Consider the following 20976-nt stretch of genomic DNA (forward strand, 5'->3'; position numbering starts at 1 on the left):
GGAGACAATACAAGCATCGTAGTAGGATCAGCATTAAAGGCAATAGAAGATCCAGACGGAGAGTGGGGAGATAAGATAGTAGAATTAATGACAGCAGTAGATAATGATATACCAGAACCAGAAAGAGAAACAGACAAACCATTCTTAATGCCAGTAGAAGACGTATTCAGTATAACAGGAAGAGGAACAGTAGCAACGGGAAGAGTAGAAAGAGGAGTAGTAAAAACTGGAGACAACGTAGAGATAGTAGGATTACAAGAAGAATCTAGAACAGTAGTAGTAACAGGAGTAGAAATGTTTAGAAAGATCCTAGAAGAAGCTCAAGCAGGAGACAATATAGGAGCCCTTTTAAGAGGAGTTCAAAGGGATGAAATTGAAAGAGGGCAAGTATTAGCAAAACCTGGTACTATTACTCCACATACAAAATTCGAAGCAGAAGTATATGTACTAACTAAAGAAGAAGGTGGAAGACATACACCATTTTTTAACGGGTATAGGCCACAATTCTACTTTAGGACTACTGACGTAACAGGAGATATCCAATTACAAGAAGGCGTAGAGATGGTAATGCCAGGGGACAATGCTAAGTTTACTATAGAACTAATAACTCCAATAGCTATGGAAGAAGGCTTAAGATTTGCTATCCGTGAAGGTGGTAGAACAGTAGGCGCTGGAGTTGTTACTAAAGTTATTGGATAATTATCATAAATTAAAGAAGGGGACTCTAATAGCTCCCTTCTTTTCATATCCTATAGATAAAATAATAGCAAAATAATGAAAAAAAGACTTGAGTTTTCCTAAAATATACTATAAACTATAGTAGTGTTTTAAAATCCATAAAATTTTAGACATTGCGATGATACAAAAGGTTGCCCCGCATTCAATCCTATAAATAAATTTTAATGCTAAAAAATACTTTTCAATCCCATAAAATAGTATAATCGTATTATTTATTTAGTGGATTGAGTGCGGGGGGAATTTTTGTTGAGAATGTCCGGTTACAAATCGGGCGACAGGAATTGTCTTATATGGCTTAGGCCATTTATATAAAAAAACATTACAACACACCCGGAGGAGTGTATCGGCAATTCCGTGTCGCATGTAAGAAAAATAGCATGCGATAGAAGGAGGGAATTAAATGTCAAATAATAGTAAACAAAAAATCAGGATTAGGTTAAAGGCTTATGATCATGAGCTTTTGGATTCATCGGCTCAAAAAATAGTGGAGACTGCTAAAAGAACTGGAGCAAATGTATCTGGCCCAGTGCCATTGCCAACGGACAAGGAAATTATCACGATTTTAAGGGCGGTCCATAAATACAAAGATTCAAGGGAGCAATTTGAGCAAAGAACCCATAAGAGATTAATCGATATCCTTAATCCAAATCAAAAAACCGTAGATTCACTTATGAAACTGAATTTACCAGCTGGTGTTGATATCGAAATTAAGCTATAATTTCTTAGGATGATTACTAAAGGTAATCCGCTGTAGGATAATAGGAGGTGTAAGAATGAAAAATATATTAGGGAAAAAAATAGGAATGACCCAAGTGTTTAATGAAGATGGGGTTGTTATTCCTGTAACAGTAGTTGAAGCAGGTCCATTAAAAGTTATACAAAAGAAAACCATGGAGAATGATGGGTATAGTGCAATACAAGTAGGTTTTAAAGATAAGAAGGAAAATAGAGTTAATAGGCCATTAAAAGGGCATTTTGATAAAGTAGGAGTGGAATATAAAAGATATATTAAAGAATTTGCTGTTGAGAATACGGAAGAATTTGAAATAGGTCAAGAGATCAAGGCAGATATATTCCAAGTAGGTGATAAGGTAGATGTTACGGGAACATCAAAAGGAAAAGGGACTCAAGGTCCTATAAAGAGACATAATTACTCGAGGGGACCAGAAAGTCACGGCTCAAAATATCATAGAGGTGGAGGAGCCAGAGCAGCAGCTGCTGATCCAGGTAGAGTATTCAAGGGTTCAAAGATGGCTGGCAGAATGGGAAATGAAAGAGTAACAGTCCAAAATCTTGAAATAGTAAGGGTTGACGGGGATAGAAATCTATTATTGATAAAAGGTGCTATTCCAGGACCAAAGGGTGGATTATTAATTATAAAAGAATCCGTTATAAAAAGATAAGAAACAGATAGAAAGGAGGATCTGGCATGCCTAAGGTGAATGTTTACAATATATTAGGTGAACAAGTAGGAGAAATAGAGTTAAACGAAGATGTTTTTGGTATTGAAGTAAACCAACATGTACTTTATGAAGTGGTAAAAAATCAACTTGCCAATAGCAGACAAGGCACTCAATCAGTTAAAACAAGAGCTGAAGTAAGAGGTGGTGGAAGAAAACCTTGGAGACAAAAAGGTACTGGTAGGGCTCGTCAAGGAAGTATAAGGGCACCCCATTGGGTTGGCGGTGGAGTTGCATTTGCACCAAAGCCAAGGGATTATGGCTATAGAGTTCCTAAGAAGGTCAAAAGACTTGCAATGAAATCCGCTTTAAGCTCGAAGGTTTTAAATAACGAAATAATAGTACTAGAAGAGTTGAACTTAGAAGAGCCTAAAACAAAGGAAATGGCAAAAATATTAGAAAATATTAAAGCAAGTAAAAAAGCTCTCATTGTAATGGATAAAAAGAATATTAATGTGATTAAATCCGCAAGAAATATCCCAAATGTAGAAACTACATTTGTTAATACATTGAATGTTTATGATATATTGAAATTTGACTCCTTTATCATTACTAAAGATGCGGTAAGAAAAGTGGAGGAGGTGTTTGCGTAATGCGTATTCCACATGATATCATTATTAAACCTATAATTACAGAAGAAAGTATGAATGAAATGGCCTATAAAAAATACACTTTTAAAGTTGATAGAAGGGCCAATAAGTCCGAGATAAAAAAAGCTGTAGAAAAGATATTCGATGTTAAAGTTGAAAAAGTAAACACTATTAATATGTTAGGAAAAGAAAAAAGAATGGGAGTACATGTTGGTAGAAGACCAAGCTGGAAAAAAGCAATAGTAACTTTAACTGAAGATTCTAAAGAAATAGAATTCTTTGAAGGAATGTAGTTAAGTTTCAAAAGAAGGAGGGAACAACAATGAGTATCAAAAAATACAAGGCAACTTCCCCAGCAATTCGTCAGATGACCGTTTCTACGTTTGAAGAGATTACTAAGGAAGAACCTGAAAAATCTTTAGTAATTAGTTTAAATAGAAAAGGCGGAAGAAATTCTCAAGGTAAAATAACAGCTCGTCATAGAGGAGGCGGTGCTAAGAGAAAATATAGGATTATTGATTTTAAAAGGAATAAAGACGGAGTACCGGGAAAAGTTGCAGCTATAGAGTATGATCCAAATAGAACTGCTAATATTGCATTAATTCACTATGTAGATGGTGAAAAAAGATATATACTTGCTCCAAACAAACTGAAAGTCGGAGATATGATTGAATCTGGAGCAGATGCAGATATAAAAATAGGTAATACTTTACCCCTTAGGAATATTCCTATAGGTACTACAGTTCATAATGTAGAACTTTATCCAGGAAAAGGAGGCCAACTTGCTAGATCTGCAGGCTCTGAAGCTCAGTTAATGGCTAAAGAGGGGAAATATGCTCAATTAAGGCTTCCATCGGGAGAATTTAGACTTGTATTATTAGATTGTCGTGCAACTATAGGTCAAGTAGGAAATGTTGAGCATGAAAACTTAACATTAGGAAAAGCTGGTAAGAGTAGACATAGAGGCAGAAGACCTCATGTTAGAGGTAGTGCTATGAATCCAGTTGATCACCCACATGGTGGTGGTGAAGGTAGAGCACCTATTGGTATGCCATCTCCATTAACTCCATGGGGCAAACCAACATTAGGATATAAAACAAGATCTAAGAATAAAAAATCCGATAGATATATTGTAAGAAGAAGGAAGAAATAGTTGATATCATTACATGAAAGGAGGAATAATAATGGGTAGATCATTGAAGAAAGGTCCCTTTTGTGATGACCATCTTCTTAAAAAAGTAGAAGAATTAAACGAAAAAAATGACAAAAAAGTTATCAAGACTTGGTCTCGTCGTTCCACCATATTTCCCCAAATGGTAGGGCATACTATAGCGGTTCATGATGGCAGAAAACATGTACCAATATATATTACTGAAGATATGGTAGGGCATAAACTTGGCGAATTTGCTCCAACTAGAACTTTTAGAGGACACGGTGACAAGACTGAAAGGTCAACAGCATTGAAATAGATGATGAAGGAGGGATTAGGATGGAAGCTAAAGCTGTAGCTAAATATATAAGGATTTCACCTTTAAAGGTAAACTTTATATGCAATGAGATTAGAGGCAAGCAAGTAGATGAAGCTTTGACAATCCTTAGATTTACACCTAAAAAAGGTGCAAGAGAACTTGAAAAAGTATTAAACTCTGCTATTGCCAATGCAGAAAATAATTTCAATTTAGATAGAGATAATTTATATGTGAAAGAAGCCTATGCCAATGATGGTCCTCAACTTAAAAGATGGAGACCTCGTGCAAGAGGAATGGCTTATCCAATATTAAAAAGGACTAGTCATATTGGAGTGGTAGTTAAAGAAAGAGAGTAGAAAAGGAGGGATAGTTAATGGGTCAAAAGGTTAACCCACATGGATTAAGAGTTGGAATAATCAAGGACTGGGATTCCAAATGGTATGCTGACAAAAAGAATTTTAATGAATTTTTAATAGAAGATTATGAAATCCGAGAATATATTAAGGAAAAATTATTTATTGCTGGGATTTCAAAGATAGAAATTGAAAGGGCTGCCAATAGACTAAAGATTTCAATTTATACTGCTAAACCAGGTATGGTTATTGGTAAGGGTGGTTCTGGTGTTGAAGCATTAAGGAAAGATATTGAAAAGATGACTAAGAAAAATGTAATAATAAATGTGGAAGAAGTAAAGGTTCCAGAATTAGATGCTCAATTAGTATCGGAAAATATTGCAGCCCAACTTGAAAGAAGGGTATCCTTCAGAAGGGCAATGAAGCAAGCCATACAAAGGACTATGAGAGCAGGTGCTGAAGGTATTAAAACATCTGTATCTGGTAGGCTTGGGGGAGCGGATATGGCGAGAACTGAAGGTTATAGTGAAGGAACAATACCTCTTCAAACTCTGAGAGCAGACATAGATTATGGATTTGCAGAAGCAGATACTACCTATGGAAAACTAGGGGTAAAAGTATGGATATATAAGGGAGAGATTCTTCCTACTAAAAAAGTAGAAGAAGATGACGAGACTAGAGAAAAGAAATCAACAAAGTAGTTTATAAATAGCTTGTAGGAAGGAGGAAAGGTAAAATGTTAATGCCTAAAAGAGTAAAATATCGTAGAGTTCATAGAGGAAGAATGAAAGGAAATGCTACTAGAGGTAATAAGATAACCTATGGTGAATATGGACTGCAAGCTCTTGAGCCAGCCTGGATAACTTCTAATCAAATAGAAGCAGCTAGACGTGCTATGACAAGGTCTATAAGAAGGGGCGGTAATATTTGGATTAAAGTATTTCCTGACAAACCAGTTACTGAAAAACCAGCTGAAACCCGTATGGGTTCTGGTAAGGGATCCCCAGAGTATTGGGTAGCAGTTGTAAAACCGGGAAGAATATTATTTGAAATGGGTGGAGTATCAGAAGAAGTAGCGAGAGAAGCTATGAGATTGGCGGCACATAAATTGCCTATAAAGACTAAATTTGTTACTCGTGAAGATGGAGAAGAAAAGGGTGGTGAAGCTGATGAAGGCTAAAGAAATTCGCCAAATGACAGATCAAGAACTAGATGCAAAACTGTTGGATTTGAAAAATGAATTATTTAATCTACGATTTCAATTGGCCACAGGTCAATTAGACAACCCAATGAGAATAAAAGCAGTTAGAAAAGATATTGCCCGTGTAAAAACCATCGTTAGAGAACGAGAATTAGGTATAGGAAAGGAGGTTTAACCTCAGATGGACAGAGGAAACCGTAAAACAAGAGTAGGTTATGTTGTAAGCGATAAAATGGATAAAACCATTGTTGTTGCTGTTGAAACATTTGTAACCCACCCTTTATATAAAAAACAGATAAAAAGAACTACTAAATTCAAAGCTCATGATGAAAATAATGAGTGTAAAATTGGCGATGTAGTAAAGATAATGGAAACTAGACCATTAAGCAAACATAAGCGTTGGAGACTTGTAAATATAATAGAAAAAGCAAAATAGTCCTTATGCCTGGAAAGGAGGTATTCTAATGATTCAAACCGAAAGCCGAATAAAAGTTGCTGATAATTCAGGTGCAAGAGAGTTATTAGTTATCAGGGTATTAGGCGGTACTAATAAAAAGTATGCTAATATTGGAGATATAGTAGTTTGCTCTGTTAAAAGCGCAACACCTGGAGGAGTTGTTAAAAAAGGAGAAATAATTAAAGCTGTAGTTGTAAGGACGAAACATGGCGTAAGAAGAAATGATGGCTCTTATATTAAATTCGATGACAATGCAGCTGTTATTATAAAGGACGATAATAACCCTGTAGGAACCCGTATATTTGGTCCTGTAACTAGGGAGCTGAGAAGAGGAAACTTCATGAAGATAATATCCTTAGCACCAGAAGTACTATAAGAGGAGGTGTAGAGCATGCATGTAAAGAGCGGAGATACTGTGATAGTCATTTCTGGCAAAGATAAAGGCAAAAAAGGGAAGATACTAAGAGTATTTCCTAAGGAAAATAGAGTAATTGTTGAAGGAATAAATATGATTACTAAACATATGAAGGCCCAAGGTCCAACACAGCAAGGTGGAATAATTACTAAAGAGGGGCCTATGAATGCTTCAAAGGTAATGTATTACTGTGAAAAGGATAAAACCGGCGTTAGGGTAGGATATAAATTTTTAGAAGATGGTTCAAAGGTTAGAATATGTAAAAAATGCGGAGAAATATTAGATAGATAATTGGCTATTGAAAGGAGGTAATAGGAATGGCTTCCAGATTAAAAGAAAAATACCAAAATGAAGTTATACCAGCTTTAATGGAAAGATTTCAGTATAAAAATGTTATGGAAGTTCCAAAACTAGAAAAGATAGTAATAAATATGGGTGTAGGAGAAGCTAAAGATAATCCTAAAGCTTTAGAATCTGCTGTAAAGGAAATGGAACTTATTTCAGGTCAAAAGCCAGTAGTAACTCGAGCAAAGAAATCCATCGCTAATTTTAAATTACGTGAGGGAATGAATGTAGGCGTAAAGGTAACTTTAAGAGGAGAAAAAATGTATGATTTTCTAGATAAGCTTATGAACATTTCATTACCGAGGGTTAGAGACTTTAGAGGAGTGAATGGTTCTTCTTTTGATGGTAGGGGAAATTATGCATTAGGTATAAAAGAGCAGTTGATATTCCCAGAAATTGATTACGATATGGTAGAAAGCATTAGAGGGTTAGATGTAGTAATAGTTACAACGGCTAATACAGATGAAGAAGCCAAGGCGTTTTTAGAGTTTATGGGTATGCCCTTTAAAAAGTAAAGAAGGAGGGAAAATATTTTGGCAAAAAAATCAATGATTGCTAAACAAAAGAGAAAAGCCAAGTTTAGCACAAGAGAGTATAATAGATGTAAAATATGTGGAAGACCTCATGGATATTTGAGAAAATACGGTATATGTCGTATTTGTTTTAGAGAATTAGCATATAAAGGCCAAATCCCTGGAGTTAGAAAAGCAAGTTGGTAGTATTAAGGTTATGAAAGGAGGTAGCTAAATATGATGACTGACCCAATTGCAGATATGTTAACGAGAATAAGGAATGGAAACAATGCAAAGCATGATTCTGTCGATATTCCTGCCTCAAATATAAAAAAGGAATTAGCACAGATTTTATTAGATGAAGGATTTATAAAAGGATTTGACGTAATAGAGGATGGAAAACAAGGGATTATCAGAGTAGAATTAAAATATGGTAAATACAGTGAGAAGGTTTTAAGCGGAATTAAGAGAATATCTAAACCGGGATTGAGAGTTTATGTAAAAAATGATGAGATACCTAGGGTATTAGGTGGACTTGGAATAGCAATCCTTTCAACATCAAAAGGTATAATGACTGATAAGGATGCAAGAAAAGAAGGTATAGGTGGAGAGGTTATTTGTTATGTATGGTAACAAAAAGCTTAATCTACAGGAACAGGAGGTGCACTTATGTCAAGAATAGGATTGAAACCAATAGATATCCCAAGTGGAATAGAAATAAAGTTAGAAGACAATAATTATATAGAAGTCAAAGGGCCTAAAGGTGTAGTAAAGGAACAGCTTAGCCCAGAAATGGAAATTAAAATTGAAGAAAATCAAATACTTGTTAGCCGTCCAACGGAAAATAAAAGACATAAATCATTACATGGATTAACTAGGACATTAATAGCCAATATGATTGAAGGAGTAACCAATGGTTACACAAAAAAATTGGAAATTCAAGGTACTGGATATAGGGCGCAAAAGCAAGGGAAGAAATTAATTTTAAACTTAGGATATTCTCACCCTATAGAATTAGAAGATCCAGAGGGAATTGAAGTAGAAGTACCTGCAGCTAATCAAATTATAGTTAGAGGTATTAATAAACAACAAGTTGGCAATTATGCAGCAGTAATTAGAGACTTTAGAAAACCAGAACCTTATAAGGGCAAAGGAGTTAGATACTCCGATGAATATGTAAGGCGTAAGGTTGGTAAGACTGGTAAGTAGAAGGGAGTGAGTAGGATTGCTAAAAAAATTTAAAAGGAATGAAATGAGGAAAAAAAGACATATAAGGGTTAGACAAAAAGTTTATGGAACTCCTGAAAGACCAAGATTAAATGTATATAGAAGCAATAGCCATATATATGCTCAGGTTATTGATGATGTAGAGGGTCATACTTTAGTATCAGCTTCAACATTAGATAAAGAGTTAAAAGAAAAGCTATCTTCAACTCATAACAAGGAAGCGGCTAAACTTGTAGGTGAATTAGTTGGGAAAAGGGCTCTTGAAAAAGGGATTGATAAAGTGGTATTTGATAGAGGCGGATATATCTACCATGGAAGAATAAAGGAACTTGCTGAAGGAGCTCGTGAAGCTGGTCTGAAATTTTAAGAGAAGGAGGGGAATAAATGGAACGTTCATATATAGATCCGAATGAATTAGATTTAAAAGAGAGAGTTGTAAGTATTAATCGTGTAACTAAGGTTGTAAAAGGTGGTAGAAACTTTAGATTTAGTGCTCTTGTAGTTGTAGGAGATGAAAACGGTCATGTGGGTGTAGGTATGGCCAAAGCTCTCGAAGTACCGGAGGCTATAAGAAAGGCCATCCAAGATGCTAAGAAACATATTATTGAAGTTCCCCTTGTAGGAACGACTATACCACATGAGATAGTGGGTATCTTTGGAGCTGGGAAAGTTTTATTAAAACCGTCTAAAGAAGGTACAGGAGTTATTGCTGGTGGAGCAGTGCGTGCTGTTTGCGAGTTAGCCGGTATTAGAGATATAAGAACAAAGTCTTTAGGTTCGAATAACCCACGAAATGTTGTTAATGCAACTATGGAAGCTTTAATCAATTTAAAAAGAGCAGAAGATGTTGCCAAATTAAGAGGAAAAACTGTAGATGAAATATTAGGTTAGGAGGGGAGTATAGTGGCTAAGATAAAAATTAAATTGGTTAGATCCGTTATCGGAAGGGCAGAAAAGCATAGAAAAACTATAGAAGCTCTTGGACTTAGAAAAGTTGGCCAGGTAGTAGAAAAAGAAGATACTCCTCAAATCAGAGGTATGATAGCTCTAGTAGACTACATGGTTGAAGTGATAGAATAATTTTTAGAGGAGGTGTACCTATGAAACTAAACGATTTAAGACCACAAGTTGGAGGAGGAACCAAAAAGCGCAAAAGAGTTGGTAGGGGTACTAGCTCTGGCCATGGTAAAACTTCTGGAAGAGGACATAAAGGTCAAAAATCAAGATCTGGTGGTGGCGTAAGACCTGGATTTGAAGGAGGTCAAATGCCATTAATTAGAAGGTTACCAAAACGAGGATTTACAAACATATTCGCTAAGGAATATGCTATTATAAATGTGGAAGATTTAAATAAATTTGAAGATAATACAGTTGTTACACCAGAACTTTTAATAGTTGAAGGTGTAATTAAAAGGGGTAAGGCTATAGATGGTGTAAAAGTATTGGGTGATGGAGATATAAATAAAAAACTCACTGTAAAAGCCCATAAATTTAGCAAGACGGCTGCTGAAAAGATTGAGGCTGCAGGGGGAAAGGTAGAGGTGATATAGATGCTTTCAACCTTGAGAAATGCCTGGAGGATACCAGATATTAGAAAAAGAATCATCTTTACTATACTAATGCTTCTAGTCATTAGATTAGGCTCAAGTATTCCAGTACCATATATGGATAAAGTAGCTATTAGACAGATATTTGAAGCAGGTCAAGCAGGAGTATTGGAGTTTCTCGATTTAATGGCTGGTGGAACCTTTAGTAATTTTAGTATTTTTGCGTTAAATATTTATCCTTATATTACCGCTTCCATAATAATTCAGCTTCTAACAATTGCTATTCCAAGATTAGAAGAAATAGCAAAAGAGGGGGAAGAAGGTAGAAAGAAAATGGCTCAATGGACCAAGTATGGAGCTGTAGTATTAGCGATAATACAAGCAATAGGTACTACTTTTGGATTCTTTAACAGGGCTCTTATTGCACAAGGTGCACTGCAAACAGCTATAGTAATAATATCCTTGACAGCAGGTACCACCTTTTTAATGTGGATAGGAGACCTTATTACTGATAGAGGTATTGGTAATGGTATTTCCCTTATTATCTTTGTTGGTATTATATCAAGGCTTCCTTCTCAGTTTATTAAATCTATTGAGTTGGTAAGAGTTGGAGCATTAAGTTTAATTAAATTAATTTTGTTTGGAATAGTTGCCCTATTAATAATTGCAATAGTTATAGCTATCCAAGAAGGAGAAAGAAAAATACCAGTTCAATATGCAAAGAGGGTTGTAGGTAGAAAGATGTATGGTGGACAAAGCTCTCATATACCTTTAAAGGTATCTATGGCAGGAGTTATTCCTGTAATATTTTCTACTTCACTATTAGCTTTTCCACAAACAATTGCTCTTTTCTTTAAGGGAGAGCCATCAGCGTGGATAACCAAGTATTTGACAGTTCAAGGTAGCGTAGGAATATGGGTATATTCAATCCTCAATGTACTTTTGATTATTTTCTTCACATATTTTTATACGGCAGTTCAATTTAATACAGTTGAATATGCCAAGAATTTGCAACAATACGGTGGATTTATCCCAGGGATTAGACCTGGAAGGCCTACTTCAGAATATTTAAACAAGGTAATATCAAGAATAACCTTTGTAGGTGCTGTATCTTTAGCCTTAATAGCTTCATTGCCAATAATTTTGTCTCATGTGTTTAGAATGAATGTCAACTTTGGTGGAACAGCTATAATAATAGTAGTTGGAGTAGCTCTTGAAACTGTAAAACAAATTGAATCACAGATGTTGATGAGGCATTATAAAGGATTCTTGAAATAAACTATAGGGGATGATTTAATTGAGATTAATTTTACTTGGGCCTCCTGGTGCAGGCAAAGGTACTCAAGCATCAGCTATAGTGAAGAAATATGGGATTCCCCATATCTCCACAGGAGATATATTTAGAGTAAATATTAAAATGGGGACAGAACTGGGAATTAAGGCAAAGACCTATATGGATAAAGGTCTATTAGTTCCAGATGAATTAGTAATTTCTATTGTTAAGGATAGATTAACGGAGGAAGATTGTAAAAAAGGATTCCTTTTAGATGGATTTCCAAGAACCCTTAGTCAAGGAGAGGCTCTAGATGAAGAATTAAATGATATGGGATTAAAGTTAAATAGGGTAATAAATATAGAAGTAGGAAAAGAAGTATTAATAGAAAGAGCCATAGGAAGAAGAGTTTGTAAGGATTGTGGTTCTACCTATCATATTAAATTCAGCCCTCCTAAACAGGAAAATATATGCGATAATTGTGGTGGACAATTATTCCAAAGGGAAGACGACAAGGTAGAAACTATAAAACAAAGAATTCAAGTATATCTTAAACAAACTAAACCTTTAATTGATTATTATACGAAAAAAGGGTTAATATTAAATGTAGATGGCTCTAAGCCAATAGATTTACTTTTCCAAGATATAGTAGATTCTTTAGAAGGTTAATTTGGAGAAAGGCAGGGGCCTTTCTCAATTCAATAATCAGCTCATCTATTATATCGATAAAGAGGTGAACTCAATGGATTCAACTAATGACATAACCGTCGGACAGGTGGTTAAGTCAAGAGCTGGTCGGGATAAAGGTAATATTTTCTTGGTATTAAGCGTTGTTGACGATAAACATGTATTAATTGTAGATGGAAATCTCAGAAAACTAGATAGACCCAAGAAAAAGAAGGCGAAGCATTTAACTGTTTACAATACGGTATTACCAGAATTAAAATATAAACTAGATAATAATATGAAGATAAATAATGCTTATATTAGAAAATTGTTAGAACCTTTCAATAAAAGTTTTTAAAATTGTTTAAATAGGAGGTTCGATAACTGGATGTCTAAAAAAGATGTTATTGAAGTTGAGGGTACGGTAGTAGATGCCTTACCGAATGCTATATTTAAAGTAAGGCTAGAAAATGGTCACGAAATTTTAGCCCATATTTCTGGAAAGTTAAGGATGAATTATATTAGAATACTTCCTGGAGATAAAGTAACAGTCGAACTATCACCTTATGATCTAACAAGGGGCAGAATAACCTGGCGGAATAAGTAGCATAGGAGGGATTTAAGTGAAAGTAAGACCATCAGTAAAGAAGATGTGTGAAAAGTGTAAAGTTATTAGAAGAAAAGGAAGGGTAATGGTAATTTGTGAGAATCCGAAACATAAACAAAAGCAAGGCTAAAAAAGATATTATGTTTATAGAAAATTAATATAGAACGCGGCTGCAAACTTTATTAATTGATACCATTAGGAGGTGTAAATAGGAATGGCCAGAATTGCAGGTGTTGACTTACCGAGAGATAAAAGAGTAGAAATCGGTTTAACTTATATCTACGGAATAGGTAGGTCTAGATCAAATGAAATATTAAGGCAAGCAAATGTTGATCCAAATACAAGAGTAAAGGATTTAACAGAAACTGAAGTTAATACTATAAGAAATATTATTGATAATTACCACGTAGAGGGAGATTTAAGAAGAGATATTGCATTGAATTTAAAGAGATTAAGAGAGATAAACTGTTATAGAGGAATTAGACATAGAAGAGGACTTCCAGTAAGAGGACAAAGAACCAAGACTAATGCAAGAACAAGAAAAGGTCCGAAGAGAATTATCGGTAAGAAAAGATAAATAATAGATAAAGGAGGGAAGGCAATTGGCAGCTAAAAAGGCTAAAACTACTCGTGTTAGAAGAAGAGAACGTAAGAATATAGAGAGAGGTCAAGCTCATATCTCATCAACTTTTAATAATACAATGGTAACTTTAACGGATTTACAAGGAAATGTTATATCATGGGCAAGTGCTGGGCAATTGGGGTTTAGAGGTTCAAGAAAATCCACTCCCTTTGCAGCCCAACAGGCAGCAGAAGAGGCAGCAAAGAAGGCCATGGAACATGGCTTAAAATCTGTTGAAGTATATGTTAAAGGACCTGGTTCAGGAAGAGAAGCAGCTATAAGATCTCTTCAAGCAACAGGTTTAGAAGTAAATTTAATTAAGGATGTTACTCCAATTCCGCATAATGGTTGTAGACCACCAAAACGTAGAAGAGTTTAATATAGGAGGTGTGAATAGATGGCTAGATATACAGGTCCAGTATGTAGATTATGTCGTAGGGAAGGACAGAAACTATATTTAAAAGGAGATAAATGTTATACAGATAAATGTCCAGTTTCAAAGAGAAATTATGCTCCAGGACAACATGGACAGTCAAGAAAGAAAGTAACTGAATATGGACTACAGTTAAGAGAAAAACAAAAAGTTCGTAGATTCTATGGAATACAAGAATCGCAAATGAGGATGTATTTCAATAGGGCAGATAGAATGGCAGGAATAACAGGGGAGAACCTGCTTAAATTGTTGGAGCTTAGATTAGATAATGTAGTATATAGATTGGGCTTTGCCTCATCAAGAGCTGAAGCAAGGCAGCTTGTTAGACACGGGCATTTCACAGTAAATGGAAATAAGGTTGATATACCATCTTCTATCTTAAAGGTTGGAGATGTTATTCAGGTAAAAGAAAGAAGTAAAAACAGCCCTAAATTTAAGGAGTTTGTTGAAAACCATAGAGGTAATACCGTTAGATGGTTAGAGGTTAGTCCTGAGGAATATAGGGGTAGAATTGTAGCTGAGCCAGCTAGAGATGATATTGATATTCCAATAGAAGAACACTTGATAGTAGAGTTATATTCTAAATAGTATCTGTAATAGAATTAGTCACCCTCGTCCTTTGATAATAATATATATAAGGAGGGTTAATGTTAATGATAGAAATTGAAAAACCAAGAATAGAGATTGTTGAAGTGAGTGAAGACAACACTTATGGAAAGTTTGTGGTAGAACCTCTTGAAAGGGGATATGGTACTACCTTAGGTAATGGCTTAAGACGTGTACTATTATCATCATTGCCAGGAGCAGCTATATCCTCTATAAAGATTCAAGGGGTATTACATGAGTTTTCAATAGTACCAGGTGTATTAGAAGATGTTCCAGAAATGATTTTAAATATTAAGGGTATTGCTGCTAAGATGTATTCTGATGAACCTGTCACCTTGAGGTTAGAAGTTGAAGGACCACAAGTAGTAACAGCAGGCGATATTATCACTAGCCCTGATGTGGAAATCTTAAACAAGGACCATTATATAGCCACTGTTAATGAAGATGGTAAGTTATATATGGAGCTTGAGATGATAAAGGGAAGAGGATATAATGTTGCTGAAAGAAATAAAAGGGAAGGTCAATCGGTAGGGGTAATACCCATAGACTCTTCTTTTACCCCTGTCAAGAAAGTTAACTTTTTAGTAGAGAATACAAGGGTAGGACAAATAACAGATTATGATAAATTAACTCTTGAAGTATGGACCAATGGTACTATGAAACCTGAAGAGGCAACTTCCTTAGGAGCTAAGATACTTACTGAGCATTTAAATCTATTTATAGGTCTTACAGATCATGTAAATGATGTGGAAATAATGGTGGAAAAAGAAGAGGATAAAAAAGAAAAAGTATTGGAGATGACAGTAGAAGAATTAGATTTGTCAGTAAGAAGCTATAATTGTCTAAAAAGGGCTGGCATTAACACAGTAGATGAGCTTACTCAGAAAACCGAAGATGATTTAATGAAGGTAAGAAATCTAGGTAAAAAATCTCTTGAAGAAATTCAGGAAAAGCTTGCAGAACTAGAGTTATCATTAAGGAAAATAGATGAATAGCAAGGCATGAAGGAGGGATAGATATGGCTACATTAAGAAAACTTGGTCGCCCTACAGATCATAGAAAAGCTATGTTAAGAAATCAAGTAACAAGCCTATTGAAGCATGGAAGAATAGAAACCACCGTTACAAGAGCTAAAGAAACTAGAAGAATGGCTGAAAAGATGATCACTCTTGGGAAGAGGGGAGATTTACATGCTAGAAGGCAGGCGTTAGCATATATATATGATGAAGATGTGGTGAAAAAATTATTTGATGAAATTGCACCAAGATATTCAGATAGAAACGGCGGATATACTAGGGTTTTAAAATTAGGTCCTCGCAGAGGAGACGGCACAGAAATGGCCATTTTAGAATTAGTATAAAGAGTAGGGGATTAAGTAGAGAAGACCTTTGGTCTTTTAAGGTGATTACTTAGTCCCTTTTTTTCAATGGATATATCCATGAATAAAGAACCCACAAACTACATTTGTAGGTCGATTTGTAGCTGATAGAAAGCTAAAAGGCTAGACCTAAATGGCAGTCAATCGTTAATTGGTTTTAGTTGTCAATTGAAAATCTTTGTGTTATATTAGATATTGTAAATAACTGAAAGCTAGGGGATAAAAATGGTAGATGAAATGATAAGAATAGAAAATGTAACATATGAATACAGTTCAATTGGAGAAGATAGTCAGTTAATGGCAATTAAAGATGTAAATATTTCCATTGATAAAGGTGAATATCTAGTCATTCTTGGTCACAATGGTTCAGGTAAGTCCACATTGGCAAAGCTTATGAATGGGTTATTATTACCTACTAGGGGAAATGTTTATGTAAATAATATGAATACTAAAGATGAAGATAAAATATGGAATATAAGGGAAACGGCCGGTATGGTATTTCAAAATCCAGATAACCAAATAGTAGCAACCATAGTAGAAGAAGATGTAGCCTTTGGTCCAGAAAATCAAGGTGTTCCACCTTTGGAAATAAGAGAGAGAGTAGATGAGGCCCTAAGGATAGTTGAGATGGAGGAATATAAAAAACACGCTCCTCATCTACTTTCGGGAGGCCAAAAACAGAGAGTAGCAATAGCTGGTATATTGGCTATGAAACCAGAATGTATCATATTGGATGAGCCTACAGCTATGTTAGATCCTACTGGGAGAATAGAGATAATAAATACTATAAGAAAATTGAACAAAGAAGAAAAAAAGACCATAATCCATATAACCCATTTTATGGATGAGGCTGTAGAAGCTGATAGAATATTGGTAATGGAACAAGGAGAAATTGTTATGGAAGGAAGTCCTAGAGAAATATTTAGTCAGGTGGAAAAGGTAAAAAATCTAGGGCTAGATGTACCTCAAGTAACGGAACTGGCCTACGAATTAAGGAGAGAAGGCTTTAATGTTCCCGTTGATATATTAACTATAGAAGAATTGGTGAAAGCTCTATGATCATTAAATTAGAAAATATAAACTATGTATACAACCCTAATACTCCCTTCGAGAAGAAAGCCCTAGACAATATAAGTCTAAATATAAATGAAGGGGATTTTATTGGATTGATAGGCCATACAGGTTCTGGAAAATCTACTTTAGTCCAACATTTAAATGGGCTTATGAAACCTACTTCGGGGAAAGTAATCGTAGATGGCGTAGATATAAATTCTAAAGATGCCAATTTAAAAGAAGTTAGGCAAAAGGTAGGTTTAGTATTTCAATATCCAGAACATCAGTTATTTGAAGAAACAGTTTATAAGGATATAGCTTTTGGACCTAAAAACTTAGGATTAGAAAGAGATGAGGTCCATAGAAGGGTTAAAAAAGCTATGGAACTAGTAGAATTAGATTTTGAAACTTTAAAAGATAGGTCCCCTTTTGAACTAAGTGGAGGACAAAAAAGAAGAGTAGCTATAGCGGGAGTTTTAGCTATGAAGCCAAAAGTCCTAATATTAGATGAACCTACAGCAGGGTTAGATCCAAGAGGTAGAGATGAAATATTAGGAAGGTTGGAAACCTTATATCAGGAAGGAATAACCATAATATTGGTTTCTCACAGTATGGAGGATATAGCAAAGTTGGTAAACAGAATTGTGGTAATGCATAGAGGTAAGATCGCCATGGAGGACAAGACCAGAGAAATTTTTAAGGAAGCTGAAAAATTAGCAGAATTAGGTTTAGGAATTCCTCAGATTACCTCTTTCATGAAAGAATATAAATCTAAGGGAAATCAAATTGAAGATACGGTATTAACGGTGGAAGAGGCAAAGGATGAATTAATTAATTATTTAAGGAGAAAAGGAAATGCTTAAAGATATTACAATAGGCCAATATTTTCCTGGGGATACCTTCGTACACAAGTTGGACCCTAGAATTAAAATAATAATAATAATAATGTTTATAACATCTTTGTTTTTTATTAAAACATTTCCACCGTATTTACTTATTTTAGCCTTTATACTATTCTCAATTTGGTTATCAAAGGTACCCTTTAAATACGTATTAAAAGGGTTAAAACCACTTATGATAATAATAGGTATTACTTTTGTTATAAATGTATTATTGACTAAGGGAGAAGTATTGTTTGAAATAGGACCGCTAACCATAACAAAAGAAGGACTTAGTCAAGCAGTTTTTATGGCTTTAAGGCTTATATTTTTAATTACTGGAACTTCCTTGCTAACCCTTACAACATCGCCTATATCGTTAACAGATGGTATAGAAAAGCTTTTATCACCTTTTAAAAGGGTTGGCCTGCCAGCCCATGAACTGGCAATGATGATGACCATAGCATTAAGATTTATTCCTACATTATTAGAGGAAACAGATAAGATTATGAAAGCCCAAATGGCAAGGGGAGCAGATTTTGAATCTGGAAATATTATAAATAGGGCTAAGAATTTAGTGCCCCTATTAGTACCTTTATTTATAAACGCATTTAGAAGGGCAGATGAGTTGGCAATAGCAATGGAAGCTCGCTGTTATCGTGGTGGAGAACATAGGACCAGATTAAATGAATTGAAGCTAAAAAAACAGGATATATTTGCTATTATACTAATGTCCATATTTTTTGGATTTATTATCATTAACAGATATACAGGGTTTATCTAGGAGGCAATAATATGGTTAATATCAAACTTACCATTCAATACGATGGAACCTCCTATTGTGGTTGGCAAAAACAAAAAAATGGAAATAGCATCCAGGAAGAAATAGAAAGAGCTATTAAATTGATTACAGGTGAAAGGGTAAATTTAATTGGCTCTGGAAGGACAGATAGTGGGGTTCACGCAAAAGGACAGGTGGCAAATTTTTTAACTGATTCAAATATACCAGTGGATAGGTTTAAATTTGCATTAAATAGCAAATTGCCTAGAGATATAAGTATTATTGATTCTAGAAGGGTAGATGAAAAGTTTCATTCTAGATTTGATGCCATAAGAAAAAGATATCAATATATTATATATAATAAAAAAATTAGAAACCCCTTATATAGAAATTTTGCATACCATGTGCCCTATTTTTTAAATTATAAAGAGATGGAAGAAGCAACTAAATATTTTTTAGGATCCCATGATTTTTCATCCTTCATGGCATCTAATAGTAATGTAAAGACTACTATTAGAACCATTTATACTTTTACTATTAAAAGAACAGGAGATTTAATAATATTTTCCATTGAAGGAAATGGATTTTTATACAATATGGTAAGGATAATTATTGGCACTTTAGTAGAGATAGGCAGCGGGAAATTAAAGAGTGACAGCATTCCTTATATAATTCATTCGAAGAATAGAGAAGCTGCAGGATATACTGCACCCCCTGAAGGGCTCTATTTAGAAAAGGTTTTTTATTAATAAAATACGTATTGACATTGATATTACCTTGTATTAGAATATATAAGAGTGTTTTTAAAAAGCCCCGGAACTTTTTATAACTCAACGCTGGAATAAGGAGGGAATAAGATGAAGAGCTATATGGCTAAACCAAATGAAATTGAAAGAAAATGGTACCTAATCGATGCAGAAGGAAAGGTCTTAGGTAGATTGGCTTCAGAAGTGGCTTCAATATTGAGAGGTAAAAACAAACCTATATACACACCTCATGTTGACACTGGGGATTTTGTAATAATAATAAACGCAGATAAAGTTAAATTGACTGGGAAAAAGTTAGATCAAAAACAATATAGATATCATACAGGTTATCCAGGTGGATTAAAATCTGTACCTTATAGAAGGATGATGAGTAAAAATCCTGAAAAAGCTATTCAATTAGCTGTGAAAGGAATGCTTCCAAAAAACAGCTTAGGGAGGCAAATGTTTAGAAAGTTAAAGGTATATAGCGGACCTGAACATAATCATGAAGCTCAAAAACCAGAAATATACGAATTTTAATTATGCCTTAAGAAGGGAGGACTGTAAGTGGCTAATGTACAATATATAGGAACAGGAAGAAGAAAGACTTCAGTAGCTAGGGTTAGATTATTACCAGGCTCTGGTAATATTACAATAAATAAAAGGGATATTGAAGAATATTTCGATTTTGATACATTAAAAGTTCTTGTTAAAGAACCTTTGGTTATAACTGATACTATAGACAAGTACGATGTATTTGTAAATGTACAAGGTGGTGGCTTTACTGGGCAGGCTGGAGCTATAAGACACGGCATATCAAGAGCTTTAGTAAATTCTGATGAAGAATTAAAGCCAGTATTAAAAAAAGCAGGATTCTTAACAAGAGACCCACGAATGAAAGAAAGAAAGAAATACGGTTTAAAGAAAGCAAGAAGAGCACCACAATTCTCAAAGAGATAGAACAAAAACGCTGGGTTACCCAGTGTTTTTTTTATGTCCTATATCATATTTGATAAATAAGTTCTAAAAATGGTGCCTGGCACCATTTTTAGAACTTATTTTTTATTAAATCATTTTTATTAGGAATATAGATAGCAGTATTAATAATATATTCAATAGATAGTTGCAAAATATGATTTTAAAGTTATCCACAGAAAATAGGAGAAAATAGGCAATTAAACGCTTTTAAACATCTTAAGTTTTCAGATATCCACAAAAAAGGCATAGCAAAGCAAAGGTTCAATGAAACCTTTTAAAAACTGGTTATCTAGTTTCAGAGATTAAAGTTAAGCAATCAAAGATTTAATAGCAAGAGGTTTATCATAATTTTTAGACTTAAATATAAGTATAAAAGCAATTAATTGAGAAATACAGGCAAGTAGAATATCTGATTTTAAAGATACTGTATTTCTAACTCTTGATGATTTAATTTGAATGAAATTCTTAATTTGACAAATGGATCTTTCGCAGATAGTTCTAAGTCTATATAGTTTCTGCCACTTTAAGCTATCACGAGGGATAGAAGAATTAAAGCGATAATTATGATGTATAGTAATTTGTTTAATTCTTCCGCATTTTGAACTAGTGCAAGGATTTTCACAATTTAATATATAGCTTAG

General features: G+C 34.4%; 39 protein-coding genes. 38 read left to right on the forward strand and 1 reads right to left on the reverse strand.

Annotated elements, in window-relative coordinates:
- The 38 genes from CUL_RS16340 to rpsI form a co-directional block, all read left to right on the forward strand.
- Positions 1-699: EF-Tu C-terminal domain-related protein (locus tag CUL_RS16340; protein ID WP_035142637.1), on the forward strand; the 699-nt coding region annotated here is incomplete at its 5' end.
- Between the two features lie 439 nt (positions 700-1138).
- Positions 1139-1456 carry a 30S ribosomal protein S10 gene (rpsJ, locus tag CUL_RS0100095; protein WP_005583183.1) on the forward strand — a complete coding sequence of 106 codons (318 nt, stop codon included), beginning with the start codon at positions 1139-1141 and terminating at the stop codon, positions 1454-1456.
- Between the two features lie 55 nt (positions 1457-1511).
- On the forward strand, positions 1512-2141 hold the full coding sequence (gene rplC / locus CUL_RS0100100) for a 50S ribosomal protein L3 (RefSeq protein ID WP_005583184.1): 630 nt from the start codon (positions 1512-1514) through the stop codon (positions 2139-2141).
- Between the two features lie 26 nt (positions 2142-2167).
- Entirely contained in the window at positions 2168-2791 is a 624-nt protein-coding gene (gene rplD / locus CUL_RS0100105) for a 50S ribosomal protein L4 (RefSeq protein WP_005583185.1), read from the forward strand.
- On the forward strand, positions 2791-3081 hold the full coding sequence (gene rplW, locus CUL_RS0100110; RefSeq protein ID WP_005583186.1) for a 50S ribosomal protein L23: 291 nt from the start codon (positions 2791-2793) through the stop codon (positions 3079-3081). Before rplD ends, rplW begins: the two co-directional genes overlap by 1 nt.
- Before the next feature lie 29 nt (positions 3082-3110).
- Positions 3111-3941 carry a 50S ribosomal protein L2 gene (gene rplB / locus CUL_RS0100115; protein ID WP_005583187.1) on the forward strand — a complete coding sequence of 277 codons (831 nt, stop codon included), beginning with the start codon at positions 3111-3113 and terminating at the stop codon, positions 3939-3941.
- A 31-nt stretch (positions 3942-3972) separates the two neighbouring features.
- Positions 3973-4257 (forward strand): 30S ribosomal protein S19, encoded by a 285-nt coding sequence (rpsS, locus tag CUL_RS0100120; protein WP_005583189.1) that lies wholly within the window; start codon positions 3973-3975, stop codon positions 4255-4257.
- A gap of 20 nt (positions 4258-4277) precedes the next feature.
- Positions 4278-4613 carry a 50S ribosomal protein L22 gene (gene rplV, locus CUL_RS0100125; protein WP_005583190.1) on the forward strand — a complete coding sequence of 112 codons (336 nt, stop codon included), beginning with the start codon at positions 4278-4280 and terminating at the stop codon, positions 4611-4613.
- Positions 4614-4630: 17 nt separating this feature from the next.
- Positions 4631-5311 carry a 30S ribosomal protein S3 gene (gene rpsC, locus CUL_RS0100130; RefSeq protein ID WP_005583191.1) on the forward strand — a complete coding sequence of 227 codons (681 nt, stop codon included), beginning with the start codon at positions 4631-4633 and terminating at the stop codon, positions 5309-5311.
- A gap of 35 nt (positions 5312-5346) precedes the next feature.
- Positions 5347-5790 (forward strand): 50S ribosomal protein L16, encoded by a 444-nt coding sequence (gene rplP / locus CUL_RS0100135; RefSeq protein WP_005583192.1) that lies wholly within the window; start codon positions 5347-5349, stop codon positions 5788-5790.
- The gene (rpmC, locus tag CUL_RS0100140; RefSeq protein ID WP_005583193.1) at positions 5780-5986 is read left to right on the forward strand and encodes a 50S ribosomal protein L29; all 207 of its coding nucleotides are present in this window, start codon (positions 5780-5782) and stop codon (positions 5984-5986) included. The genes rplP and rpmC overlap by 11 nt, the downstream gene beginning before the upstream one ends.
- Before the next feature lie 6 nt (positions 5987-5992).
- Positions 5993-6247, forward strand: a complete 255-nt coding sequence (rpsQ, locus tag CUL_RS0100145; RefSeq protein WP_005583194.1) for a 30S ribosomal protein S17 — start codon at positions 5993-5995, stop codon at positions 6245-6247.
- Positions 6248-6275: 28 nt separating this feature from the next.
- Positions 6276-6644: a 50S ribosomal protein L14 gene (gene rplN, locus CUL_RS0100150; protein WP_005583195.1), complete on the forward strand. Its 369-nt coding sequence runs from the start codon at positions 6276-6278 to the stop codon at positions 6642-6644.
- Between the two features lie 15 nt (positions 6645-6659).
- Positions 6660-6974, forward strand: coding sequence for a 50S ribosomal protein L24 (rplX, locus tag CUL_RS0100155; RefSeq protein WP_005583196.1), 315 nt, complete (start codon positions 6660-6662; stop codon positions 6972-6974).
- 26 nt (positions 6975-7000) lie between these two features.
- Positions 7001-7543, forward strand: coding sequence for a 50S ribosomal protein L5 (rplE, locus tag CUL_RS0100160; protein WP_005583197.1), 543 nt, complete (start codon positions 7001-7003; stop codon positions 7541-7543).
- 18 nt (positions 7544-7561) lie between these two features.
- The gene (locus tag CUL_RS0100165; RefSeq protein WP_005583198.1) at positions 7562-7747 is read left to right on the forward strand and encodes a type Z 30S ribosomal protein S14; all 186 of its coding nucleotides are present in this window, start codon (positions 7562-7564) and stop codon (positions 7745-7747) included.
- Positions 7748-7777: 30 nt separating this feature from the next.
- A complete protein-coding gene (rpsH, locus tag CUL_RS0100170; RefSeq protein ID WP_005583199.1) occupies positions 7778-8173 on the forward strand; it encodes a 30S ribosomal protein S8 in 396 nt (131 codons plus the stop codon).
- 36 nt (positions 8174-8209) lie between these two features.
- On the forward strand, positions 8210-8749 hold the full coding sequence (gene rplF / locus CUL_RS0100175; protein ID WP_005583201.1) for a 50S ribosomal protein L6: 540 nt from the start codon (positions 8210-8212) through the stop codon (positions 8747-8749).
- Positions 8750-8765: 16 nt separating this feature from the next.
- Positions 8766-9134 carry a 50S ribosomal protein L18 gene (gene rplR / locus CUL_RS0100180; RefSeq protein ID WP_025640188.1) on the forward strand — a complete coding sequence of 123 codons (369 nt, stop codon included), beginning with the start codon at positions 8766-8768 and terminating at the stop codon, positions 9132-9134.
- A gap of 17 nt (positions 9135-9151) precedes the next feature.
- Entirely contained in the window at positions 9152-9658 is a 507-nt protein-coding gene (gene rpsE, locus CUL_RS0100185) for a 30S ribosomal protein S5 (RefSeq protein ID WP_005583203.1), read from the forward strand.
- 12 nt (positions 9659-9670) lie between these two features.
- Positions 9671-9847 carry a 50S ribosomal protein L30 gene (rpmD, locus tag CUL_RS0100190; protein ID WP_005583204.1) on the forward strand — a complete coding sequence of 59 codons (177 nt, stop codon included), beginning with the start codon at positions 9671-9673 and terminating at the stop codon, positions 9845-9847.
- A 20-nt stretch (positions 9848-9867) separates the two neighbouring features.
- On the forward strand, positions 9868-10317 hold the full coding sequence (gene rplO, locus CUL_RS0100195) for a 50S ribosomal protein L15 (protein ID WP_005583205.1): 450 nt from the start codon (positions 9868-9870) through the stop codon (positions 10315-10317).
- Positions 10318-11592, forward strand: coding sequence for a preprotein translocase subunit SecY (gene secY, locus CUL_RS0100200; protein WP_005583206.1), 1275 nt, complete (start codon positions 10318-10320; stop codon positions 11590-11592).
- A gap of 19 nt (positions 11593-11611) precedes the next feature.
- Entirely contained in the window at positions 11612-12256 is a 645-nt protein-coding gene (locus tag CUL_RS0100205) for an adenylate kinase (protein ID WP_025640189.1), read from the forward strand.
- Between the two features lie 73 nt (positions 12257-12329).
- The gene (locus CUL_RS0100210; RefSeq protein WP_025640190.1) at positions 12330-12611 is read left to right on the forward strand and encodes a KOW domain-containing RNA-binding protein; all 282 of its coding nucleotides are present in this window, start codon (positions 12330-12332) and stop codon (positions 12609-12611) included.
- 30 nt (positions 12612-12641) lie between these two features.
- Positions 12642-12860 (forward strand): translation initiation factor IF-1, encoded by a 219-nt coding sequence (gene infA / locus CUL_RS0100215; RefSeq protein WP_005583211.1) that lies wholly within the window; start codon positions 12642-12644, stop codon positions 12858-12860.
- Between the two features lie 16 nt (positions 12861-12876).
- On the forward strand, positions 12877-12990 hold the full coding sequence (gene rpmJ, locus CUL_RS0100220; RefSeq protein WP_025640191.1) for a 50S ribosomal protein L36: 114 nt from the start codon (positions 12877-12879) through the stop codon (positions 12988-12990).
- 84 nt (positions 12991-13074) lie between these two features.
- The gene (rpsM, locus tag CUL_RS0100225) at positions 13075-13437 is read left to right on the forward strand and encodes a 30S ribosomal protein S13 (RefSeq protein WP_005583212.1); all 363 of its coding nucleotides are present in this window, start codon (positions 13075-13077) and stop codon (positions 13435-13437) included.
- Positions 13438-13462: 25 nt separating this feature from the next.
- Positions 13463-13861, forward strand: a complete 399-nt coding sequence (gene rpsK / locus CUL_RS0100230) for a 30S ribosomal protein S11 (RefSeq protein WP_005583213.1) — start codon at positions 13463-13465, stop codon at positions 13859-13861.
- Between the two features lie 18 nt (positions 13862-13879).
- Positions 13880-14503: a 30S ribosomal protein S4 gene (rpsD, locus tag CUL_RS0100235; RefSeq protein ID WP_005583214.1), complete on the forward strand. Its 624-nt coding sequence runs from the start codon at positions 13880-13882 to the stop codon at positions 14501-14503.
- Positions 14504-14568: 65 nt separating this feature from the next.
- On the forward strand, positions 14569-15516 hold the full coding sequence (locus CUL_RS0100240; RefSeq protein ID WP_025640192.1) for a DNA-directed RNA polymerase subunit alpha: 948 nt from the start codon (positions 14569-14571) through the stop codon (positions 15514-15516).
- Positions 15517-15539: 23 nt separating this feature from the next.
- The gene (gene rplQ, locus CUL_RS0100245) at positions 15540-15881 is read left to right on the forward strand and encodes a 50S ribosomal protein L17 (RefSeq protein ID WP_005583215.1); all 342 of its coding nucleotides are present in this window, start codon (positions 15540-15542) and stop codon (positions 15879-15881) included.
- 243 nt (positions 15882-16124) lie between these two features.
- Positions 16125-16958, forward strand: coding sequence for an energy-coupling factor transporter ATPase (locus tag CUL_RS0100250; RefSeq protein WP_025640193.1), 834 nt, complete (start codon positions 16125-16127; stop codon positions 16956-16958).
- On the forward strand, positions 16955-17815 hold the full coding sequence (locus CUL_RS0100255) for an energy-coupling factor transporter ATPase (protein WP_005583217.1): 861 nt from the start codon (positions 16955-16957) through the stop codon (positions 17813-17815). Before CUL_RS0100250 ends, CUL_RS0100255 begins: the two co-directional genes overlap by 4 nt.
- Entirely contained in the window at positions 17808-18614 is an 807-nt protein-coding gene (locus tag CUL_RS0100260) for an energy-coupling factor transporter transmembrane component T family protein (protein ID WP_005583219.1), read from the forward strand. Before CUL_RS0100255 ends, CUL_RS0100260 begins: the two co-directional genes overlap by 8 nt.
- Positions 18615-18625: 11 nt before the next feature.
- On the forward strand, positions 18626-19360 hold the full coding sequence (gene truA, locus CUL_RS0100265; RefSeq protein WP_005583221.1) for a tRNA pseudouridine(38-40) synthase TruA: 735 nt from the start codon (positions 18626-18628) through the stop codon (positions 19358-19360).
- A 108-nt stretch (positions 19361-19468) separates the two neighbouring features.
- Positions 19469-19897: a 50S ribosomal protein L13 gene (gene rplM / locus CUL_RS0100270; protein ID WP_005583222.1), complete on the forward strand. Its 429-nt coding sequence runs from the start codon at positions 19469-19471 to the stop codon at positions 19895-19897.
- A gap of 27 nt (positions 19898-19924) precedes the next feature.
- Positions 19925-20317, forward strand: coding sequence for a 30S ribosomal protein S9 (gene rpsI / locus CUL_RS0100275; protein WP_005583224.1), 393 nt, complete (start codon positions 19925-19927; stop codon positions 20315-20317).
- Positions 20318-20643: 326 nt separating this feature from the next.
- Here the strand turns inward: rpsI and CUL_RS19620 are convergent.
- Positions 20644-20976: transposase (locus tag CUL_RS19620; RefSeq protein WP_236616408.1), on the reverse strand; the 333-nt coding region annotated here is incomplete at its 5' end.

It is taken from the genome of [Clostridium] ultunense DSM 10521, assembly GCF_000511955.1.
Taxonomy (GTDB): domain Bacteria; phylum Bacillota; class Clostridia; order Tissierellales; family Tepidimicrobiaceae; genus Schnuerera; species Schnuerera ultunensis.

What these genes read in the sequence shown, in the direction of transcription:
- rpsJ (WP_005583183.1), top strand. Translation starts at nt 1,139, where the DNA reads ATGTCAAATAATAGTAAACAAAAAATCAGGATTAGGTTAAAGGCTTAT.
- rplC (WP_005583184.1), top strand. Translation starts at nt 1,512, where the DNA reads ATGAAAAATATATTAGGGAAAAAAATAGGAATGACCCAAGTGTTTAAT.
- rplD (WP_005583185.1), top strand. Translation starts at nt 2,168, where the DNA reads ATGCCTAAGGTGAATGTTTACAATATATTAGGTGAACAAGTAGGAGAA.
- rplW (WP_005583186.1), top strand. Translation starts at nt 2,791, where the DNA reads ATGCGTATTCCACATGATATCATTATTAAACCTATAATTACAGAAGAA.
- rplB (WP_005583187.1), top strand. Translation starts at nt 3,111, where the DNA reads ATGAGTATCAAAAAATACAAGGCAACTTCCCCAGCAATTCGTCAGATG.
- rpsS (WP_005583189.1), top strand. Translation starts at nt 3,973, where the DNA reads ATGGGTAGATCATTGAAGAAAGGTCCCTTTTGTGATGACCATCTTCTT.
- rplV (WP_005583190.1), top strand. Translation starts at nt 4,278, where the DNA reads ATGGAAGCTAAAGCTGTAGCTAAATATATAAGGATTTCACCTTTAAAG.
- rpsC (WP_005583191.1), top strand. Translation starts at nt 4,631, where the DNA reads ATGGGTCAAAAGGTTAACCCACATGGATTAAGAGTTGGAATAATCAAG.
- rplP (WP_005583192.1), top strand. Translation starts at nt 5,347, where the DNA reads ATGTTAATGCCTAAAAGAGTAAAATATCGTAGAGTTCATAGAGGAAGA.
- rpmC (WP_005583193.1), top strand. Translation starts at nt 5,780, where the DNA reads ATGAAGGCTAAAGAAATTCGCCAAATGACAGATCAAGAACTAGATGCA.
- rpsQ (WP_005583194.1), top strand. Translation starts at nt 5,993, where the DNA reads ATGGACAGAGGAAACCGTAAAACAAGAGTAGGTTATGTTGTAAGCGAT.
- rplN (WP_005583195.1), top strand. Translation starts at nt 6,276, where the DNA reads ATGATTCAAACCGAAAGCCGAATAAAAGTTGCTGATAATTCAGGTGCA.
- rplX (WP_005583196.1), top strand. Translation starts at nt 6,660, where the DNA reads ATGCATGTAAAGAGCGGAGATACTGTGATAGTCATTTCTGGCAAAGAT.
- rplE (WP_005583197.1), top strand. Translation starts at nt 7,001, where the DNA reads ATGGCTTCCAGATTAAAAGAAAAATACCAAAATGAAGTTATACCAGCT.
- rpsH (WP_005583199.1), top strand. Translation starts at nt 7,778, where the DNA reads ATGATGACTGACCCAATTGCAGATATGTTAACGAGAATAAGGAATGGA.
- rplF (WP_005583201.1), top strand. Translation starts at nt 8,210, where the DNA reads ATGTCAAGAATAGGATTGAAACCAATAGATATCCCAAGTGGAATAGAA.
- rpsE (WP_005583203.1), top strand. Translation starts at nt 9,152, where the DNA reads ATGGAACGTTCATATATAGATCCGAATGAATTAGATTTAAAAGAGAGA.
- rplO (WP_005583205.1), top strand. Translation starts at nt 9,868, where the DNA reads ATGAAACTAAACGATTTAAGACCACAAGTTGGAGGAGGAACCAAAAAG.
- secY (WP_005583206.1), top strand. Translation starts at nt 10,318, where the DNA reads ATGCTTTCAACCTTGAGAAATGCCTGGAGGATACCAGATATTAGAAAA.
- CUL_RS0100210 (WP_025640190.1), top strand. Translation starts at nt 12,330, where the DNA reads ATGGATTCAACTAATGACATAACCGTCGGACAGGTGGTTAAGTCAAGA.
- infA (WP_005583211.1), top strand. Translation starts at nt 12,642, where the DNA reads ATGTCTAAAAAAGATGTTATTGAAGTTGAGGGTACGGTAGTAGATGCC.
- rpsM (WP_005583212.1), top strand. Translation starts at nt 13,075, where the DNA reads ATGGCCAGAATTGCAGGTGTTGACTTACCGAGAGATAAAAGAGTAGAA.
- rpsD (WP_005583214.1), top strand. Translation starts at nt 13,880, where the DNA reads ATGGCTAGATATACAGGTCCAGTATGTAGATTATGTCGTAGGGAAGGA.
- CUL_RS0100240 (WP_025640192.1), top strand. Translation starts at nt 14,569, where the DNA reads ATGATAGAAATTGAAAAACCAAGAATAGAGATTGTTGAAGTGAGTGAA.
- rplQ (WP_005583215.1), top strand. Translation starts at nt 15,540, where the DNA reads ATGGCTACATTAAGAAAACTTGGTCGCCCTACAGATCATAGAAAAGCT.
- CUL_RS0100250 (WP_025640193.1), top strand. Translation starts at nt 16,125, where the DNA reads ATGGTAGATGAAATGATAAGAATAGAAAATGTAACATATGAATACAGT.
- CUL_RS0100255 (WP_005583217.1), top strand. Translation starts at nt 16,955, where the DNA reads ATGATCATTAAATTAGAAAATATAAACTATGTATACAACCCTAATACT.
- CUL_RS0100260 (WP_005583219.1), top strand. Translation starts at nt 17,808, where the DNA reads ATGCTTAAAGATATTACAATAGGCCAATATTTTCCTGGGGATACCTTC.
- truA (WP_005583221.1), top strand. Translation starts at nt 18,626, where the DNA reads ATGGTTAATATCAAACTTACCATTCAATACGATGGAACCTCCTATTGT.
- rplM (WP_005583222.1), top strand. Translation starts at nt 19,469, where the DNA reads ATGAAGAGCTATATGGCTAAACCAAATGAAATTGAAAGAAAATGGTAC.